Raw genomic sequence first — 18,600 nt, 5'->3', positions numbered from 1 at the left:
GCCCCCGAACCCCCGTATCGCGCTGAACGCGCTCGTCCTCAAACGCCGGACGGGCTGAAGTGCCCGGCCGGGGCTGAAAAGTGAGACCTTCTCAATCCTCTCCCCGTTCCTTCTCCGCCAGGTGGATCACGCATACCGCCACCGCGATCAGGAGTGCCGGGTCCGCGTCGTCCCGTACTACGTCCACTCCGTAGGTCTCGCGGATGTGTAGCCAGCGGCGGGAGATCTGGGCGAGGAGTTCGCCGTCGTAGTCGACTGCGAACTCGCGGTCGAGGATCTTGCCGCTGACGTCCAGTTCTGTGCCGTCCGCCAGGGACACCCGGTAGTGGTTGCGGAGCAGGGACAGGCGTTTGCGTTTGATGGTGGCCAGCCGGTCGCCGTCCCGTTCGATCACCATCGTGTCCCGCAGGGCGAGCATCTTCTTGTGGATGTCGATCAGCACCCTGCCCTGCGTGTCCTTCAGCTCGAAGGTGTCCCGCAGCCGCATCGCCTTGCCGTCGACCAGATAGACCTTGTTGCCGTGCTGGTCCTCGATCCAGTAGTCGTCGCCGATGCCGAGCAGCCGGTCGCGTACGAGGAATCTCATGTACTCACCGGTTCCCCGTCACCGCGTCCGAAACGCCGTCGGTACGCCGATGGGCTGAGCCCGGTCTCGCGGCGGAGCCGGGCGCGCAGGTTCGCCGCCGTGCCCAGGCCGCTGCGTGCCGCCACCACGTCGAGGCGTTCCTCGCCGCGTTCGATCAGGCGGCGGGCGAGGGTGACCCGCTCTCCCGTCAGCCAGGTCAGGGGTGTCGTGCCGAGTTGGGTGCGGAAGCGGCGGTGGAGGGTGGCCGGTGAGACCGACGCCCTGGACGCCAGGCCGGCCACTGTCAGGGGGTCCGCCAGGCGTTCCTGGGCCCAGGCCAGCAGGGGGCCCAGGGATTCGTCCGGTGTCGCCGGCACCGGGCGCTCCACGAACTGGCGCTGCCCGCCGTCCCGGTGGGAGGCGAACACCAGGCGTCGGGAGACCGCGTTGGCGATCTCGGCGCCATGGTCCGTACGCCAGATGTGCAGCCCGAGGTCCAGTGCGGCGGCGCTGCCGGCCGCGGTCAGGATGTCGCCGTCGTCCGTGAACAGGACGTCCGGTTCCAGTAGGACCCCTGGGTGCAGCTGTTTGAACGTGTCTGCCCATAGCCAGTGGGTCGTTGCCCGGCGGCCGTCCAGCAGGCCCGCCTCCGCGAGCGCGAAGCTTCCCGTGCACAGGCTCATGACGCGTGCCCCGCGCGCGTGGGTGCGTCGTACGGCGTCGAGCACGGCCTCGCCGCGCGGGACGACGTTGTCCGGGCGGCCCGGTACGACGAGGGTGTCGGCCTCGTCCGCCGCCTCCAGGCCCGTCACCCCGGTGAGCGTGAAGAAGCCGTGGTTGAGGCGTACTTCGGGGGTCGGGGCGCACACCGTGACCTCGTACAGCGGGCCCGGCAGCCCGAGTTCGGGGCGCGGCAGTCCGAACAGCTCTGTCGCGACACCCACCTCGAACGGGTTCGTGCCCTCGTCGACGATCACGGCGACGCGGTGCGGGTGCCGTCCGGCAGCGGAATGAGAGGATCCTTGCGGCATGTGCGATTTCTAGCACTCGTACGCGAGGTGGTCACGTCTCACGATGGGGCCATGACATCCACCGAGCCCGTCTCCCTGCCCGCCGCCCTCAGCTCCTTCTCCGCCCTGTGGAGCCCCCGCATCCTCACCACCGTCAACGACTACGACGTACGCGTCGCCAAGGTCGAGGGCGAGCATGTCTGGCACGTGCATGACCGCACTGACGAGTTCTTCCTCGTTCTGGACGGTGAACTGCACATCGCCCTGCGGGAGTCGGAGTCGGGTGGTGAGCGCACGGTCGTACTGCCCAAGGGCTCGGCCTTCACGGTCCCCCGTGGCATCGAGCACAAGCCTTACGCCCCGGTCCGTACCGAGATCCTCGTCATCGAACCCTCCGGCACCCTGAGCGTGGGCGACCGCCACGACGACGTACCCGGTCATGTGGACGTCACGACAGGGCACGTTCTCTCGTCCTAGGGCGGTTCAGTACTGGCGGTCCTCGTCGATCACCGTCGTCGAGTTCGGCAACAGGACCCGCCTGCGCCGGGCGACGCTGCGGAACACCAGGGCGCCGATCACCCCGACGATCATCAGGATGACGCCGACCAGGTCGAGGTTGACCCCCTCCATCTCCCAGTCGGTCGCGAAGGTGAGGATGGCTCCCACTGCGATGAGGATGATGCATCCGCCGAGACTCATGACTGTCGCCTCCCTGCCCGGTCCGGTAGTTCCGGATGGTCCGGTCGGTTCCGGGTGCCCGGCCCCGGGGCAGGTATGCGCAACTACCCCTCCAGGAACGCCACCAGCGCGTTCGCCAGCAGGTGCGGGTCGTCCGCGCCGCACAACTCCCGTGCGCTGTGCATCGACAGGATCGCCACCCCGATGTCGACCGTCTTGATGCCGTGCCGTGCCGCGGTGATCGGGCCGATCGTCGTGCCGCACGGCATGGAGTTGTTGGAGACGAAGTTCTGGAACGGGACGCCGGCCTTGTCGCAGGCCGCGACCCAGACCGCGCGGCCCGAACCGTCCGTGGCGTAGCGGTTGTTGACGTTGACCTTGAGGATGGGGCCGCCGTTGACGCGCGGGTGGTGCGTCGGGTCGTGCCGCTCCGCGTAGTTGGGGTGGACGGCGTGGCCCGTGTCAGAGGAGAGACAGACGGTGCCGGCGAACGCCCGCGCCCGGTCCTCGTACGATCCGCCGCGCGCGAACACCGAACGCTCCAGCACGCTGCCGAGCAGGGGACCGTCCGCGCCCGTGTCGCTCTGCGAACCGTTCTCCTCGTGGTCGAAGGCCGCGAGCACCGGGATGCACGGCACCTCGTGCGGGCTCGTCGCCACGGACGCCAGCGCGGCCGTGGCGGCGTGCACGGACAGGAGGTTGTCCATGCGCGGGCCCGCGACCAGCTCCCGGTCGCGGCCCAGGTACGCGGGCGGTTCCACGGAGTGGACCATCAGGTCCCAGCCGGTGACCTCGCCCGGCGCGAGCCCGGACTCCTCTTCGAGGAAGGCGATCAGGTCTCCCTCGCGGACATCGTCCGACATGCCCCAAATGGGTTGCAGGTGGCGCTGCTTGTCGAGCTTCAGGCCGTCCGTGTTCACGGCGCGGTCGAGGTGGATGGCGAGCTGGGGGACTCGCAGGAGGGGGCGGTCGATGTTGACCAGGCGCGTGCTGCCGTCCCGGAGGGAGAGGCGGCCGGCCAGGCCGAGGTCGCGGTCGAGCCAGGAGTTGAGCAGCGGTCCGCCGTAGATCTCGACGGCGACCTGGCGCCAGCCGTGTCCGCCGAGGTCGGGCACCGGCTTGACCCGCAGGTTCGGGGAGTCGGTGTGGGCGCCGACGATCCGGAAGGGGGTGTGCGGCGCGGCGCCCTCGGGGACGTACCAGGCCACGATCGCGCCGCCGCGCACCACGTACTTGCCGCCGCTGCCCGTGGCGGAGGCCGCCGATGTCTCCGCGTCCCAGGCGTCCGTCTCCGCGACCTGGCGGAAGCCGGCCTTCTCCAGCCGCTCGGCGGTGTTCGCCACGGCGTGGTACGGCGACGGACTCGCCGCCAGGAAGGACATGAGGTCGTCGGTGTGGCCGCGGTCGAAGCGGTGGGGTGCGCTCATGGGGTTCACCTTAACGACGTAATAGGGCCCGCTCCCTGGGATGGTGAGCGGGCTCTCGTAACGGGGATGTGAAGGCCGGACAATGACTGGACATTCGGTTTTCGGACACCGGGTGGACCGTGGGGGTGTGTCCCCTTTCAGCAGTACGGCGGCCCGCCCCGGGAGTGAACCCGGGTGCGGGCCGCCGTACTTGGCCTGCTGTCCGTACGTGTGTGCGTGCGTACGTACGGAGGAGGAGGACGTGTCTAGAAGGCCGCCTCGTCCAGTTCCATCACGTCGAGGTCGACGCCGGCCGCGAGCCTGCGGGCGCCGGTGACGCCCGGGAGGACGTTCGCCGCGAAGAACTTCGCAGCCGCGATCTTGCCGGTGTAGAAGGGGACGTCCTTCGCGGACGCCGTCTGGAGCTTCTCGGCGGCCACGGCGGCGCCCTTGAGGAGCAGGTAGCCGACGACGACGTCGCCCGAGGCCATCAGCAGGCGGGTGGTGTTGAGGCCCACCTTGTAGATGTTCTTGACGTCCTGCTCGGTCGCCGCGAGGTCCGTCAGCATCAGGCCGACGATCGCCTCCAGCTCGACGGCCGCCTTGGCGAGCTGCTCGCGCGCCGTCGCCAGCTCCTCGCCGCCGGTGCCCGGGGCGAGGAACTTCTTGATGTCCTCGGCGAGGGAGTTGAGGGCCGCGCCCTGGTTGCGGACGATCTTCCGGAAGAAGAAGTCCTGGCCCTGGATCGCGGTCGTGCCCTCGTACAGGGTGTCGATCTTGGCGTCGCGGATGTACTGCTCGATCGGGTACTCCTGGAGGAACCCGGAGCCGCCGAAGGTCTGCAGCGACTGGGCGAGCTGCTCGTAGCCCTTCTCGGAGCCGTAGCCCTTCACGATCGGGAGGAGCAGGTCGTTCAGGGCCTCAAGGGCAGCGGTGTCCTCGCCGGCCGCTTCCTTGACCTGGATGTCGTCCTGGACGGAGGCCGTGTAGAGGACCAGCGCGCGCATGCCCTCGGCGTACGCCTTCTGCGTGATCAGCGAGCGGCGGACGTCCGGGTGGTGCGTGATGGTGACCTTGGGCGCCGACTTGTCCATGAAGTTGGCGAGATCCGGACCCTGGACGCGCTCCTTGGCGTACTCGAGGGCGTTGAGGTAGCCGGTCGAGAGGGTGGAGATCGCCTTCGTGCCGACCATCATGCGGGCGAACTCGATGATCCGGAACATCTGGCGGATGCCGTCGTGCTTGTCACCGATCAGCCAGCCCTTGGCCGGGTGCCGGTCGCCGAAGGTCATCTCGCAGGTGTTGGACGCCTTGAGGCCCATCTTGTGCTCGACGTTCGTGGCGTACACGCCGTTGCGCTCGCCCAGCTCGCCGGTCTCGAAGTCGAAGAGGAACTTCGGTACGAGGAAGAGGGACAGCCCCTTGGTGCCGGGGCCGTGGCCCTCGGGACGGGCCAGCACGTAGTGGAGGATGTTCTCCTCCATGTCGTGCTCACCGGAGGTGATGAACCGCTTCACACCCTCGATGTGCCAGGAGCCGTCCTCCTGCTGGACCGCCTTGGTACGCCCGGCGCCCACGTCCGAGCCGGCGTCCGGCTCGGTGAGCACCATGGTGGAGCCCCAGGTCTTCTCGACCGCGATCTGGGCGATCTTCTTCTGTACGTCGTTGCCCTCGTCGTAGAGGATGCCCGCGAACGCCGGCCCGGAGGCGTACATCCACACGGCCGGGTTCGCGCCGAGCAGCAGCTCCGCGTACGACCAGATCAGGGAGCGCGGGGCGGTGGTGCCGCCGATCTCCTCGGGCAGGCCGAGGCGCCAGTACTCCGAGTCCATGAAGGCTTTGTAGCTCTTCTTGAAGGACGCCGGGACGGGCGCGGTGTTCGTCTCGGGGTCGAAGACCGGCGGGGTGCGGTCGCCGTCCGTGAAGGACTCGGCCAGCTCGTTCTCCGCGAGGCGCGTCAGCTCCTCCAGGATGCTCTTGGCGGTGTCCGTGTCCATCTCCGCGAACGGACCCGTCCCGTACAGCTTGTCGCGCCCGAGGACCTCGAAGAGGTTGAACTCGATGTCGCGGAGATTCGACTTGTAGTGCCCCATGGCGACTGCTCCGTAGAGAGATCGGCGAGGCACTGACTCCTCGCGCCTAATACGCATACCAACTAGTAGCTTCTTCCCTACGATGATGCTACCCGCCGGTAATAAGGCGCAACCCCAACCGGTCATCTGTGACGCGTTACGCGTGCGAAGACCGCTATAGGTGGGTGAATGGTCTAGACCGGGACGGTGAGGGTGGCCGTGTAGCCCTTGTCCACGCTGCCTTCCGTGGTCGCCAGCTGCTGGTCGTAGCCGTCGCTGAAGATGTTGTCGGTCTCCAGGGAGAGCTGGCCGAGGTTCTGCACGCTCCGGTCGTAGCCGTCCGTCGCGTACACCGTGTCGCAGACGTCCTTCGGGAACGCCAGCTGCGAGGTGTTCGTTATCGACGTGGCCGCGGTCGCGTCCTCCAGGTTGCCGTAGACCTCGAAGTGGATGTGCGGCCAGCGGCCCGTGTAGCAGGCCGGGAAGATGCTGGTGAAGGTGACCTGGCCCTTGTCGTCCGTCTCCTGGACGCCCCGCAGGTAGTTCTCGTCGGTGACGCCCTCCGAGTAGAGGGAGTAGTTGCCCTCGCGGTCGCAGTGCCAGAGATAGACGGCCGCGCCCACCTTGGGGGTCTCGCAGCCCGAGGCCGCGTCGACGACGGTGAGCGTGATGGTGAGCGGCACGCCCTCGGCCTTGCCGCCCGCCGAGTTCCCGAAGCTGGACGTGATGTCGCTGCGGACGACTCCGCTCTCCTTGAGCACGTTCACCCCGTTCGAACCGTCGCCCGGGTAGGGGCCGGCGGTCTCGTTCGGGATGGTCGCGCACTCGCCGGAGGAGGCGGTCGTCCCGCTGGAGCTGGACGAGGTGTCGGTGGCGGCCGAGGACGTCGAGTCGTCGTCGGCGGCGCAGCCCACCAGCGGGACCAGGCTCGCGCCGGCCAGCAGCCGGATCATCCGGCGGCGGGCGAGGACGGGGAGGTCGTAGGAGAGGCCTCTGTCGTGCTCGTGGTCGTCGTGGTCGTGGTGCCCGTGTCCGTGTGCCTGTCCGCTCATGGCCGTCTCCCTTTTACCTGTACCCGGCCGGTGATTGCCCGGCCTTTGCCGCCGCCTGATGGTTTCTTTGTCGAGGCCGACGGTATGAGCGCCCACTGTGGGAAACCAGGGCCGAACCTGTGGACTTCCCATGGGACGTACCGGGCGGGACGGGCAGAAGGGCGGGGCGGGCGGAACCAGGGGACCGGGCCGCCCCGGTTCTCCCGCGCTCTCGGTACTCTTGCGCGCATGTACGGCTATGACCAGAACGCTGGGGCGCAGCAGCAGTACGCCCAGCCGCAGCAGCAGATGCCGGGCGGGTACGGCCAGCAGCCGCCGCTGTACCCCGAGCCGTCCCCGCCGTCCCTCGCGGACGCGGTGCGCGCTTTCACGACGGGCTCGATGTCGGCGGAGGACTTCCAGCAGGTCTTCGCCACGTCGAAGGTGTACTGCCCGCGCGGCGACAACCCCGGGTTTCTGGCGCTGCACAACACCCAGCAGCCGGTGATCCCCATGTTCACCTCCCTGAAGGAGCTGCGCCGCTACGCCGGCAAGGAGTCCAAGTACTTCGTGATCACCGGCGCCGAGGTCATCGACCTGCTGCCGACCGGCTACGGCTTCGTCGTGGACATGGAGGGCGAGCACCGCATGGTGTTCGACGCGAAGGCGGTCGAACAGATGGTGGAGTTCGCGATGCGCAGGATGTACGGCTGAGGGTCGTCCCCCTGTCTTCCCCGGCCCCGGAAATCCCCCTGCCCGTGCCGGAAAACCCCTCTGCTGTTGTCACAGGCATGCCATAAGGTTCCTCCTGGCAGCCGCGCCCCACATGCCACCGCCTTTGGCGGTCGTGCCTGGGTGTCGCGCGGCGCTTTCGACTCCCGGTCAGCCACCGGGTTTCCTTGTGGGGGTATCAGTACTGTGCGTACGCGCAGCATCTCGACCGCGACAGCACTCGCGGTTCTCTTCAGCTCGGCCGCGCTGAGCGTCGTGGCGGCGGGGCCCGCCTCGGCAGCAACTGTCTCGGTGTCCGCGCCCGGCGGCATCGTCACGGACGCCGCCCTCCAGCGGGTCTTCGTCGGCGACGCCAGGGCCGGAAAGATCCTCGCCGCCGACTACACCGGCGCCCTCGTCGACTCGGTGGACGGTCTCGGCTGGGTCTTCGACCTGGCGGTGTCCGACGACGGTGCCACCCTGTACGCGGCGGACTCGGAGCGGCACGAGATCGTGGTCCTGGACGCGGCCACGCTCGACATCAAGGCCCGCCACACCATCGCCACCGACCTCGGCCCGCGGTACGTCGCCTTCGCGGGCGGCAAGGTCTGGTTCACATATGGCGACCAGTCGGACGGCGACCTGGGCTCGCTGGACCCGGCAGTGGATCCGGCGAGCGGTACCGATCCGGTGACGCTCGGGCAGCTTCCCGAGGGGCACAACGTCAACCTCAGCCATCCCGCACTCCTGGACACCGACCCGTCCGCGCCCGGTGTGCTGGCCGTCGGCCAGACCTACTCGTCCTCGGACTCGATGGCGGTCCTCGACGTCTCCGGCACCGCACCGCAGCTGACCGCCTGGTACTTCGGCGACTACACGCTGAACAACGGCATCGACGACATCGACCTCGTGCCCGGCGCCTCGCAGGTGCTCGTCAACGGCACGGACCGGGACGCGTACGCGGACGGGAAGTTCACCGCCGTCGGCTCCTATCCCGCCGGGCGGCGTGCCGACATCGCGCCGAACGGACTGGTCGCCCAGGTCGACGGCGCCAAGGTGGCCGTGTACCGGCCCGACGCCACCGCGCCGCGGCGCACCTACGTCACCGGCACGGCGGGCACGCAGGACACACCCGACCTGGCCTGGGCTCCGGACTCCTCACGGATCTTCGCTCTCACGGGACCGGAGAACGACTACACCCTCAAGGTGCTCACCGGCCCGACGGTGAACACCCCGACCCTGACGGTGAACGCCCCGGCGAAGGCGACGCGCACCAAGCCGCTCACGGTGACCGGCAAGCTGACGGCGGACGAACTGCCGGCCGGCACCAGGCTCCAGGTCACCCGCACCGACCTGGACAGCCCGAGCGGCCACGCCCTGCCCTCCGTCGAGGTCAAGGAGGACGGTACGTACTCCTTCACCAACTCCCCGCCGGCCGGCGGCACGGTCACCTACAAGGTGTCGTACGCGGGAGACGCCGAGCATGTGCCGGCCGCCGCGTCCGACAAGGTGGAGGTCTCTCGTACGACGCCGGCGCTGACCCTGAACAACAACAAGAAGACGTACGACTACGGCAAGGACGTCTCCTTCACCGCGCACCTCGGGGCGACGTACAAGAACCGCACGGTCGAGATCTGGGTCGACCCGTACGGCACCGACCGGCCCAAGAAGCTGCTGAAGACCGGGAAGGTCAACTCGGCGGGCAACCTCTCCGCGACCGTGGACATGACCCGGGACATGATCGTCACCGCGGTCTTCAAGGGCGACGCCCGCTACGCGCCCCGGACGGTCAGGTCCACCGCGTACGGCCGGGCCAGGGTTTCCACCGCCGTCTCCAAGCACTACAAGACCGGCCGGATCGGCTCGCAGTCGTACTACTGGTTCCGCAAGAACACCGACCCGGTGCTCACGACGACCATGAACTACTACCCGGGCCGCAAGCAGCGCCTCGACCTGCAGGTTCTCTACCAGGGCACGTGGTACACCACGGCCTCCGAGTACTTCGCGGTCGCCACGAACGGCAAGTCCGCGGTGCGGCTCGGGGCGCCCGGTGAAGCCGGCATCAAGGCACGGATCCGGTCGGTCTACGTCGACGGCACCTCCGGGGACAACGTGAACTCGACGGCGTACGGATCCTGGAAGTACCTGTACTTCAGCAACTAGCAGATCAGTGGATCAGTCGCCCTCGGTCGGCTCGGGAGGCCCGGAGGGAATGCCCTCCGGGCCTCCTCTGTTAGGGGTAGCAGGAAGTTCAATAATCAACTAAACTGGCCGCACAAGGAGGTCCCGACATGCCTGCAGTGACCGTCGAGAACCCGCTGACCCTGCCCCGTGTGGCCGCTCCGGCCGACGCCGTGCCGCGTCCCGTGATCGGTGTGACGACCGCGCCGAGCGGTTTCGAGGGCGAGGGCTTCCCGGTGCGCCGGGCGTTCGCGGGGATCAACTACCGCCATCTCGACCCGTTCATCATGATGGACCAGATGGGCGAGGTGGAGTACCAGCCCGGGGAGCCGAAAGGGACCCCTTGGCACCCCCACCGCGGCTTCGAGACCGTCACGTACATCATCGACGGGATCTTCGACCACCAGGACAGCCAGGGTGGCGGCGGCACCATCACCAACGGCGACACCCAGTGGATGACGGCCGGCTCGGGCCTCCTGCACATCGAGGCGCCCCCGGAGTCGCTCGTGGTCTCCGGCGGCCTCTTCCACGGCATCCAGCTGTGGGTGAACCTCCCGGCCAAGGACAAGATGATGGCCCCGCGCTACCAGGACATCCGCGGCGGCCAGGTCCAGCTCCTCACGTCCCACGACGGCGGCGCGCTGCTGCGCGTCATCGCGGGCGAGCTGGACGGCCACGAGGGCCCCGGCATCACCCACACCCCGATCAGCCTCGTCCACGCCACGCTGGCCCCGGGCGCGGAGGTCACGCTCCCCTGGCGCGAGGACTTCAACGGCCTGGCGTACGTCCTTGCCGGCCGCGGCAGCGTCGGCCCGGACCGGCGCCCGATCCACCAGGGCCAGACCGCGGTCTTCGGTGCGGGCTCGTCCCTGACGGTCCGCGCGGACGAACAGCAGGACGGGAACACACCGGACCTGGAGGTCGTCCTGCTCGGCGGTCAGCCGATCCGCGAGCCGATGGCGCACTACGGCCCGTTCGTGATGAACACGAGGGCGGAGCTTGAGCAGGCGTTCGAGGACTTCCAGAAGGGCCGGCTGGGAACTGTGCCGGCGGTGCATGGAATGTCCGAGGGTGGTCTGTAGACCGTAGAAAAGTTCAGTACTGTACGAACGGGCCCGAAGTCGCAACCTTGTTTTGCGACTTCGGGCCCGTCTGTCTTCGGCGTTACTGGACTACGGCAGCACGTAGAACGGAGTGTCGTCCGGAGTGCGGCCGGCCTCGCGTACGCATCCCTGCTCGGACAGCAGCTCCAGGCTGTGGCGGACGCGGTCCGGTGACAGCTCGGTGTGCACGGAGATCTCCTCCACGCTGTAGTTGGCGCCGCCGTGCAGCAGTGCCGGGGCCAGGTGGGCGGCGACCTTGTGGACGTCCTCGGTGACGACGAGGTTCCTGGACTTCCAGTTGGACAGGAGCTGTTGGGGTGTCAGCTCCGGGGCCTGGACCTGGCGGGTGCGGTCGCCTGTGCGGCGGAGGGTCTGGGTGATGTCGCGGAGCAGGTCGACGATCACGTTCTGCTTGGTGTCGATGTGACGCAGGGCTTCGTCCTGGCGTTCGACACGTTCTTCGAGACGGACGAGGGCGTCGGCGAGTTGTTGGGGGACGGCGTAGGCGGTGACGGTGGTCGGGGTGGGTTGCAGGGTGGCGGGTTCGAGGGAGTAGGAGCCGTCGCGCTGGACAGCGACGACTACTTCGGTGACCCAGGCTTTGAAGGGCTGTGCCGACGGTTTGGTGCAGCCGTTGACCAACCGGATCAAACCCTGGAGATCGACGAGATTCATGTCTCGGCGCCACTCCCGACCTGCGGGAACGCTGAGACCGTGCCTTCCAGTTACGGTCTCGAGAGCCTCTCGGTGCTCTGTGGGGACATGGTCCGCCAGAGTCTTCCTGGGGTTCATGTACCCCAGCTTGTTGAGTACGTCCGCCGCGGGAAACCAGTGCGTCCCGTCCGGCAGCGTCAGCCTCCGTACCCGCGCCCCCGTGGCCGCGTACACGAAGTCGTTGATGTCGATCGCGTCTTTGCGCGTGTTGTTCTGCTCGTTCATCGAGCATCACCTCCGCCCCGGAATCTAGGCAGCTGGAGGCGCAACTCGTTTTCATAGCAACGATGTTCATCCTTTAGTGGATATGCGCCCTCGCCTTTACCCTCACCCGCGCCTCCCCCACCGCCTGCAACGTCACCGCCGACGTCACCGGGAGGTCCACGTCCGGTGTCTCGATGTCGTACTCGCGGAGCAGGACCGCCAGGGCCAGTACCGACTCCAGCATCGAGAAGTGGCGGCCGATGCAGGCGCGTGGGCCGCCGCCGAACGGGAGCCAGGCGTAGCGGTGGCGGGCGGTCTCCTGGTCGGGGGTGAAGCGGTCCGGGTCGAAGCGGTCGGGGTCGGTCCAGTGGGCCGGGTGGCGGTGGGTGACCCAGGGCGCGATCAGGACGTCCGCGCCCGCAGGGATGACGTGACCGTCGATCTCCGTCTCCTCCACCGCCCGCCTGCCCACGAGGGGAGCGGCCGGGTAGAGACGCATCGTCTCCTTCAGGACCCTTGTCAGGTACGGGAGTTGGTCCGCCGTCGCAGCGGTGAACGGCTGCGACGGCAGTGCGTCGATCTCCTCCTGCGCCCTCGCCCTTGCCTCCGGGTGGCGGGCCAGGAGGTGGAGGGCGAAGGCCAGTGACGTCGCCGTCGTCTCGTGGCCGGCGAGGAGGAACACCAGGACCTGGTCGCGGAGTTCCGTCGCGTCGAGGCTGCCGTCCTCCTCGTTCGATGCCCGGGAGAGGAGAGAGAGCAGGTCGTCACCGGCTTCACCTGTATCTTCTCTTCTCTCTTCTCTCTTCTCTGCGCGCCGCGATGATCCGGTCGCAGACCTCGTACACCGCCCGGGTCGCCTCCTCCGCACGCCTGTTGGAGGGGGTGGGCCAGGTGCGCGGGAGCCTGAGCGGGGAGTAGGCGCGCCCTGTGATGTACGCGCTGATGACCGGGAAGTTGGAGTTGATGACGTCCACCGCGGTCTCGACGTCCGCGCCGAACAGGACACGGGCGACCGTGCGCAGCGCCAGTCGGTCCATCTCCCGTACGACGTCCACCTCGGGCCTGTTCCGCCAGCGTTCCGCTGTCGCCTCGGCCTCGCCGGTGATCGTCGCGGCGTAACCGTCGACCCGCTTCTTGGTGAACAGGGGCTGGATCAGGCGCCGTTGGCGGAGGTAGACGTCGTCCTGGCTGGTCAGGAGGCCGTTGCCCCCGGTCTGGCGTATCTCCTCGTAGAAGACGTTGTCCTTGCGGAAGTTGGTGGCCTGCGTGGCCAGGACCTGCTGGGCGCCCTCGGGGGAGAAGACGCAGTACATGACCGTACGGAGGCCGGGCGGGCCGGCCGTCATGCGGACCACGTCGCCGTACTCCCGCTGGGCGCGGACGAAGGTGCCGAGCGGGTCCCGGCGGAGGTCGAGGGCCGAGCCCAGCAGGGGGTGACCGGTGGGGGTGGGTGCGGTGCTGCTTCCGGGGCGTGTGCGCGCGACGGTCATGGTCGTATCATCCGCTTTTCGCGGCGCCCGGGGGCATCCTTCTTTCGGACCATCCCCGCCCTGCGCTTACTCCTCCTCCCCCTCCTTCTCATACAGCTCGAACCAGATGCTCTTCCCCTCGCCCCGCGGGTCCACTCCCCACGCGTCCGCCAGCATCTCGATCAGCATCAGTCCCCGGCCCGACGACGCCAGTTCGCCCGGGCGGCGCTTGTGCGGGAGGTCGTCGCTCACGTCTGTGACCTCGACGCGGATGCGGCGGCTGCCGGGGGCGCCTGTGACCTCGGCGACGACCAGGGCGTCGGCGTCCGTGTGGACCAGGACGTTGGTGGCTGTTTCGGAGATCAGGAGGACGGCCGAGTCGACCTGGTCGGGGCTGGGCCAGTCGTGGAGCTGTTCGCGGAGTTGCTGGCGGGCCACGGCGACCCGCTCGGGCTCCGCCTGGGCGATCGTCAGCATCGTGCGGCGGACCGTGGGGCGTGCCTTCGGGGGTGCGGTGCCGTCCGTCACGCACTCCTCCGGGCGGCTCAGGAGCAGCAGCGCTATGTCGTCCTCGCGGCGGTCGGCCAGCGGGCCCGTGGTGTGGTGGGAGGAGGGGCCGTGTACGGCCTGGACCAGGGCGTCGGCCAGGCCCTCCAGGTCGTTGTCCGCATCCCCCTTGTCGCCCTTGTGCTCCTCCAGCGTCCTGCGGATGCGCTGCCAGCCCGTTTCCAGGTCGTGGCCGCCCGTCTCGATCAGGCCGTCCGTGCACAGGAGCATCGTCTCGCCGGATTCGAGGGCGAGGAGCGTGGTGGGGTAGTCGGCGTCCGGGTCGATGCCCAGGGGCAGGCCGCCGGCGGTCGGGCGGGTCAGTACCGTGCCGTCCGACATCCGGATCGCCGGGTCCGGGTGGCCCGCGCGGGCGATCTCCAGGACCCCGGTCGAGGGGTCGACCTCGACGTACAGGCAGGTCGCGAAGCGCAGGTCGCCGCTCCCCTGGTCGTGGGTGATGCCGTGCAGGAAGCGGGAGGCGCGGGAGAGGACCGCGTCGGGGCGGTGGCCCTCGGAGGCGTAGGCGCGCAGCGCTATCCGGAGCTGGCCCATCAGACCGGCGGCGCGGACGTCGTGGCCCTGGACGTCGCCGATGACCAGGGCGAACCGGCCGCGGCCGGGCAGCGGGATCATGTCGTACCAGTCGCCGCCGACCTGGAGGCCACCGCCGGTCGGTATGTAGCGGGCGGCGACGTCCATGCCGGGTATCTCGGGGCCGAGGGTCGGCAGCATGGAGCGTTGCAGGCCGTCCGTGAGCTCCCGTTCCGATTCCGCCACTCCCGCCCTCGACAGGGCCTGGGCGAGCATCCGGGCGACCGTGGTCAGGACCGAGCGTTCGTCGGGGGTGAAGCTGACCGGGTAGGCGAAGCCGGCCATCCAGGCGCCCATCGTGCGGCCCGCGACGGTCAGCGGCAGGAACGCCCAGGACTGGCGGTCGAAGACCTGTGCGAGAGGCCAGGCGGTGGGGTAGCGGGCCTTGTAGGCCTCGGGGGAGGAGAGGTAGACGGCCCGGCCGGTGCGGACCACCTCGGCGGCCGGGTAGTCGGTCTCCAGGGGCATGTGGGAGAAGGGGCGCTCGTCGCCGGGGCGCTGGCCGTGGTGGCCGATCACGGTGAGGCGGTCGCCCTGGACGCCGAAGACCGCCAGGCCGTCCGGTGAGAAGCCCGGCATCGACAGGCCCGCCGCGACCCGCAGCACCTCCTCCGTGGAGCGTGCCTCGGCCAGTGCCCGGCCCGCGTCCAGCAGGAACGCCTCGCGGGAGCGGCGCCAGTCACCGGTGACGGGGGTGCGCGCGGCGGTGCCCGGCGCGGGCTCGGTGACCTCCTGGAGGGTGCCCAGTACGTCGTACGCCTTGCGGTCGGCCTCGAAGTGCGGCTTCGCCCTGCTGCGGACGGTACGGATCACCCGGCCTCGGTCGTCCATGACCCTGGCCCGGGTCTCGGCGATGGTGCCCTCGGTGACGGCGAGCTGCATGACCCCGCCGATCTCGTTCCAGTCGACCGGGTGGAGCCGGGCCCGGGCCGCGGCCTCCGTGAGGGTGGTCGGCTCGGCGGGCAGGCCGAGCAGGCGGGCCGCCTCGGCGTCGAGCGTGACCAGATTTGTTGCTGTGTCCCAATGCCACATGCCGGTTGCGAGGGCGACCAGGACGTCCCCCACGGCGGGCAGGGGCTCACCAGTGCGCATTGACCCACTTTATGGAGAGGTGATCGCAGCGTGCCACCCAAGCTGTACAGGCCAAGCTGTGTGGATGCTGTGCATACCTGGCTGTGCGGGCCGGGGCAAGCTGCGCGGAAGCGGTACAGGGTACGCGTGCGAACAATTGCGGGGAAGCGGTATCGGGGCGGCCGGTACCCTGGGGCTGAGCTTTTCAAGGTTTCGAGGTTACGGCGTTCCGGTGTTTCACGTGAAACACCGGCCCCGGCCACGACCCCGACCCTGATCCCATCCCCGATCCGCGAAGGCTGGATGAACGACGATGCATCGGTACAGGTCCCACACCTGCGGCGAGCTACGCGCCTCTGACGTCGGCAGTGACGTCCGGCTGAGCGGCTGGCTGCACAATCGGCGCGACCTGGGCGGCATCCTCTTCATCGATCTCCGCGATCACTACGGCATCACGCAGCTCGTCGCCCGCCCCGGCACTCCCGCCTACGAGGCCCTCGACAAGGTCTCCAAGGAGTCGACGGTCCGGATCGACGGCAAGGTCGTCTCGCGCGGCGCGGAGAACATCAACTCCGAGCTGCCCACCGGTGAGGTCGAGGTCGAGGTCGGCGAGGTGGAGCTGCTCGGCGCCGCCCAGCCGCTGCCCTTCACGATCAACACCGAGGACGGGGTCAACGAGGAGCGGCGCCTGGAGTACCGCTTCCTGGACCTGCGCCGCGAGCGCATGCACCGCAACATCATGCTGCGTACGGCCGTCATCTCGGCGATCCGGCACAAGATGACCGCGCTGGGCTTCAACGAGATGGCCACGCCGATCCTGTCCGCGACCTCCCCCGAGGGTGCCCGCGACTTCGTCGTCCCGTCCCGCCTCAACCCGGGCAAGTTCTACGCGCTCCCGCAGGCGCCTCAGCAGTTCAAGCAGCTGCTGATGATCTCCGGGTTCGACCGCTACTTCCAGATCGCGCCCTGTTTCCGTGACGAGGACGCGCGTGCGGACCGTTCGCCGGGCGAGTTCTACCAGCTCGACGTCGAGATGAGCTTCGTCGAGCAGGAGGACGTCTTCCAGCCGATCGAGCGGCTGATGACCGAGCTGTTCACCGAGTTCGGCGGCGGCCGTGAGGTCACGTCGCCCTTCCCGCGCATCCCGTTCCGCGAGTCGATGCTGAAGTACGGCTCCGACAAGCCGGACCTGCGGGCCCAGCTGGAGCTGGTCGACATCACCGACGTCTTCGAGGGCTCGGAGTTCAAGGCCTTCGCCGGCAAGCACGTACGCGCCCTGCCGGTGCCGGACGTGTCGTCGCAGCCCCGGAAGTTCTTCGACCAGCTCGGCGACTTCGCCGTCACGCTGGGCGCGAAGGGCCTGGCCTGGGTGCGGGTCACGGAGGACGGTTCGCTGTCCGGTCCGATCGCGAAGTTCCTCACCGAGGAGAACGTCGCCGAGCTGACCAAGCGGCTGTCGCTGTCGGCCGGTCACGCCGTGTTCTTCGGCGCGGGCGAGTACGACGAGGTCTCGAAGATCATGGGCGCGGTGCGGGTCGAGGCCGCCAAGCGTGCCGGGCACTTCGAGGAGAACGTCTTCCGGTTCTGCTGGATCGTCGACTTCCCGATGTACGAGAAGGACGAGGACACCGGCGCCATCGACTTCTCCCACAACCCCTTCTCCATGCCGCAGGGCGGCCTTGAGGCCCTGGAGACCCAGGACCCGCTGGACATCCTGGGCTGGCAGTACGACATCGTCTGCAACGGTACGGAGCTGTCCTCCGGCGCGATCCGGAACCACGAGCCCGAGATCATGCTGAAGGCCTTCGAGATCGCGGGCTACGACCGCGAGACCGTCGAGGAGAAGTTCGCCGGCATGCTCCGCGCGTTCCGCTTCGGCGCCCCTCCGCACGGCGGGATCGCGCCCGGCGTCGACCGGATCGTCATGCTCCTCGCGGACGAGCCGAACATCCGCGAGACGATCGCGTTCCCGCTCAACGGAAACGCCCAGGACCTGATGATGGGCGCGCCGACGGAGCTGGAGGAGACACGGCTTCGGGAGCTGCACATTTCGGTGCGCAAGCCGCAGGCCAAGTAAAGGGGCGGTATTTGAGGGTGGCTCGGAATCGGCGGCGATTCCGAGCCATTCTCATGCGGTGCTCAGGAAACCCGGGAAATCACAGCTCTTTGACAGGTCCCATTCATAATCTCCGGGTCCATGACTGACACCCCCCAGCAAGAATTACGGGAATTGACGCGCCGCAGAGTCGTTGTCGCCGGTGGCGCGACAGCGGTGACCGCCACGGCGGTGGCGGCCCTGGGCGCCGGGCTCGCCTCCGCACAGGGAGCGCCCGAGGCGACCGGGGCGCAGGGCTCCGGCACCCCCACCGGCACCCCCACCGGTACGCCCGAGGCCTGCTACGTACTGACCACGGAGACCACCGAGGGCCCGTACTACATCGACGCCGACAAGCTCCGGCAGGACGTCACCGAGGACGAGGAGGGCATCCCCCTCACCCTCAGGCTCAAGGTGATCGACGCCGAGACCTGCAAGCCGGTGCGGAACGCGGCCGTCGACATCTGGCACTGCTCGGCGCTCGGCATCTACTCCGGCTACGAGGACATGGGCAACGGCGGTGGCGGTGGCGGCGGCACCCCGCCCACCGACGCGCCGACGGACGTCCCCACAGGTCCGCCCCCCACGGACGGCCCCGGCGGGCCCGGCGGCCACCAGGAGCCGACCGACGACGAGCGCTATCTGCGCGGTACGTGGAAGACGGACCGGCACGGCTTCGTCACCTTCCGGACCGTGTTCCCGGGCTGGTACCGGGGCCGCTGCGTCCACATCCACGTCAAGGTGCACGTGGACGGCACCTGGACCGACGCCGGCTACGAGGGCGGGCACACCTGCCACACGGGCCAGCTGTTCTTCGACGAGGAGTCGGTGCTGCTCTCGGCGGTGGTGGAGCCGTACTCGACGAACACGGCCACCCGGACGACCCTCGACGAGGACACGATCTACCCGGACAACGGGGCCGAGGGCGGGCTGCTGCGGCTGCGCTACAAGAAGACGGACATCGGGCGCGGAGTTCTCGCCGAGCTGACGATGGGCGTGGCACCGGAGGAGGAAAATTAATTAGGCAAGCCTTACCTAATTAATGCAAGGGGGTGGGAAATAGACGGCTATTTCTCGCCCCTTTTGCGCATTCTCCGAAGATCCATGAAAAGGCAAAGGAAAGCACAGTCCTTTCCCATGGTCCTGACAG

General features: G+C 68.7%; 16 protein-coding genes. 6 read left to right on the top strand and 10 right to left on the bottom strand.

All coding sequences use genetic code 11. The features are described from left to right. Positions 1-91: 91 nt before the first annotated feature. Both ACWCRB_RS14585 and ACWCRB_RS14580 read right to left on the bottom strand, forming a co-directional pair. Positions 92-586 (bottom strand): LURP-one-related/scramblase family protein, encoded by a 495-nt coding sequence (locus ACWCRB_RS14585; protein ID WP_450996361.1) that lies wholly within the window; start codon positions 584-586, stop codon positions 92-94. Then, positions 583-1,596 carry a helix-turn-helix domain-containing protein gene (locus ACWCRB_RS14580; protein ID WP_450996360.1) on the bottom strand — a complete coding sequence of 338 codons (1,014 nt, stop codon included), beginning with the start codon at positions 1,594-1,596 and terminating at the stop codon, positions 583-585. Before ACWCRB_RS14580 ends, ACWCRB_RS14585 begins: the two co-directional genes overlap by 4 nt. A gap of 51 nt (positions 1,597-1,647) precedes the next feature. Between ACWCRB_RS14580 and ACWCRB_RS14575 the strand changes: the two genes are divergently transcribed. Continuing rightward, the gene (locus ACWCRB_RS14575; protein WP_450996359.1) at positions 1,648-2,052 is read left to right on the top strand and encodes a cupin domain-containing protein; all 405 of its coding nucleotides are present in this window, start codon (positions 1,648-1,650) and stop codon (positions 2,050-2,052) included. 6 nt (positions 2,053-2,058) lie between these two features. Here ACWCRB_RS14575 and ACWCRB_RS14570 read toward each other — a convergent pair whose 3' ends face one another. The 4 genes from ACWCRB_RS14570 to ACWCRB_RS14555 form a co-directional block, all read right to left on the bottom strand. After that, positions 2,059-2,274 (bottom strand): DUF6458 family protein, encoded by a 216-nt coding sequence (locus ACWCRB_RS14570; RefSeq protein ID WP_450996358.1) that lies wholly within the window; start codon positions 2,272-2,274, stop codon positions 2,059-2,061. Positions 2,275-2,357: 83 nt separating this feature from the next. Continuing rightward, entirely contained in the window at positions 2,358-3,680 is a 1,323-nt protein-coding gene (locus ACWCRB_RS14565; RefSeq protein ID WP_450996357.1) for a M18 family aminopeptidase, read from the bottom strand. Between the two features lie 245 nt (positions 3,681-3,925). Further along, positions 3,926-5,752, bottom strand: a complete 1,827-nt coding sequence (locus ACWCRB_RS14560) for an acyl-CoA dehydrogenase (RefSeq protein WP_450996356.1) — start codon at positions 5,750-5,752, stop codon at positions 3,926-3,928. 173 nt (positions 5,753-5,925) lie between these two features. Further along, on the bottom strand, positions 5,926-6,783 hold the full coding sequence (locus ACWCRB_RS14555) for an intradiol ring-cleavage dioxygenase (protein ID WP_450996355.1): 858 nt from the start codon (positions 6,781-6,783) through the stop codon (positions 5,926-5,928). Between the two features lie 228 nt (positions 6,784-7,011). Here ACWCRB_RS14555 and ACWCRB_RS14550 point away from each other — a divergent pair, with 228 nt between their 5' ends. The 3 genes from ACWCRB_RS14550 (at position 7,012) to ACWCRB_RS14540 (ending at position 10,736) form a co-directional block, all read left to right on the top strand. Further along, positions 7,012-7,476, top strand: coding sequence for an SseB family protein (locus ACWCRB_RS14550; RefSeq protein ID WP_235476750.1), 465 nt, complete (start codon positions 7,012-7,014; stop codon positions 7,474-7,476). Between the two features lie 204 nt (positions 7,477-7,680). Then, a complete protein-coding gene (locus tag ACWCRB_RS14545) occupies positions 7,681-9,636 on the top strand; it encodes a YncE family protein (RefSeq protein WP_450996354.1) in 1,956 nt (651 codons plus the stop codon). Positions 9,637-9,764: 128 nt separating this feature from the next. Continuing rightward, the gene (locus ACWCRB_RS14540) at positions 9,765-10,736 is read left to right on the top strand and encodes a pirin family protein (protein ID WP_450996353.1); all 972 of its coding nucleotides are present in this window, start codon (positions 9,765-9,767) and stop codon (positions 10,734-10,736) included. Between the two features lie 90 nt (positions 10,737-10,826). Here the strand turns inward: ACWCRB_RS14540 and ACWCRB_RS14535 are convergent, their stop codons facing one another. The 4 genes from ACWCRB_RS14535 to ACWCRB_RS14520 form a co-directional block, all read right to left on the bottom strand. Then, entirely contained in the window at positions 10,827-11,696 is an 870-nt protein-coding gene (locus tag ACWCRB_RS14535) for a BRO-N domain-containing protein (RefSeq protein WP_450996352.1), read from the bottom strand. 73 nt (positions 11,697-11,769) lie between these two features. Beyond that, positions 11,770-12,543 carry a cytochrome P450 gene (locus ACWCRB_RS14530; protein ID WP_450996351.1) on the bottom strand — a complete coding sequence of 258 codons (774 nt, stop codon included), beginning with the start codon at positions 12,541-12,543 and terminating at the stop codon, positions 11,770-11,772. Further along, positions 12,449-13,165 carry a cytochrome P450 gene (locus tag ACWCRB_RS14525; protein ID WP_450996350.1) on the bottom strand — a complete coding sequence of 239 codons (717 nt, stop codon included), beginning with the start codon at positions 13,163-13,165 and terminating at the stop codon, positions 12,449-12,451. Before ACWCRB_RS14525 ends, ACWCRB_RS14530 begins: the two co-directional genes overlap by 95 nt. 66 nt (positions 13,166-13,231) lie before the next feature. Next, a complete protein-coding gene (locus ACWCRB_RS14520) occupies positions 13,232-15,376 on the bottom strand; it encodes a SpoIIE family protein phosphatase (protein ID WP_450996349.1) in 2,145 nt (714 codons plus the stop codon). A gap of 292 nt (positions 15,377-15,668) precedes the next feature. Here ACWCRB_RS14520 and aspS point away from each other — a divergent pair, with 292 nt between their 5' ends. Together aspS and ACWCRB_RS14510 are read left to right on the top strand one after the other, a co-directional pair. Further along, the gene (aspS, locus tag ACWCRB_RS14515; RefSeq protein WP_450996348.1) at positions 15,669-17,432 is read left to right on the top strand and encodes an aspartate--tRNA ligase; all 1,764 of its coding nucleotides are present in this window, start codon (positions 15,669-15,671) and stop codon (positions 17,430-17,432) included. Positions 17,433-17,552: 120 nt separating this feature from the next. Next, positions 17,553-18,470, top strand: a complete 918-nt coding sequence (locus ACWCRB_RS14510; RefSeq protein ID WP_450996347.1) for an intradiol ring-cleavage dioxygenase — start codon at positions 17,553-17,555, stop codon at positions 18,468-18,470. Positions 18,471-18,600: the final 130 nt, after the last annotated feature.

It is taken from the genome of Streptomyces sp. NPDC002156 (assembly GCF_053593675.1).
The sequence above is the reverse complement of the archived record's forward strand: the minus strand, read 5'-3'. Positions and strand labels throughout refer to the sequence as shown.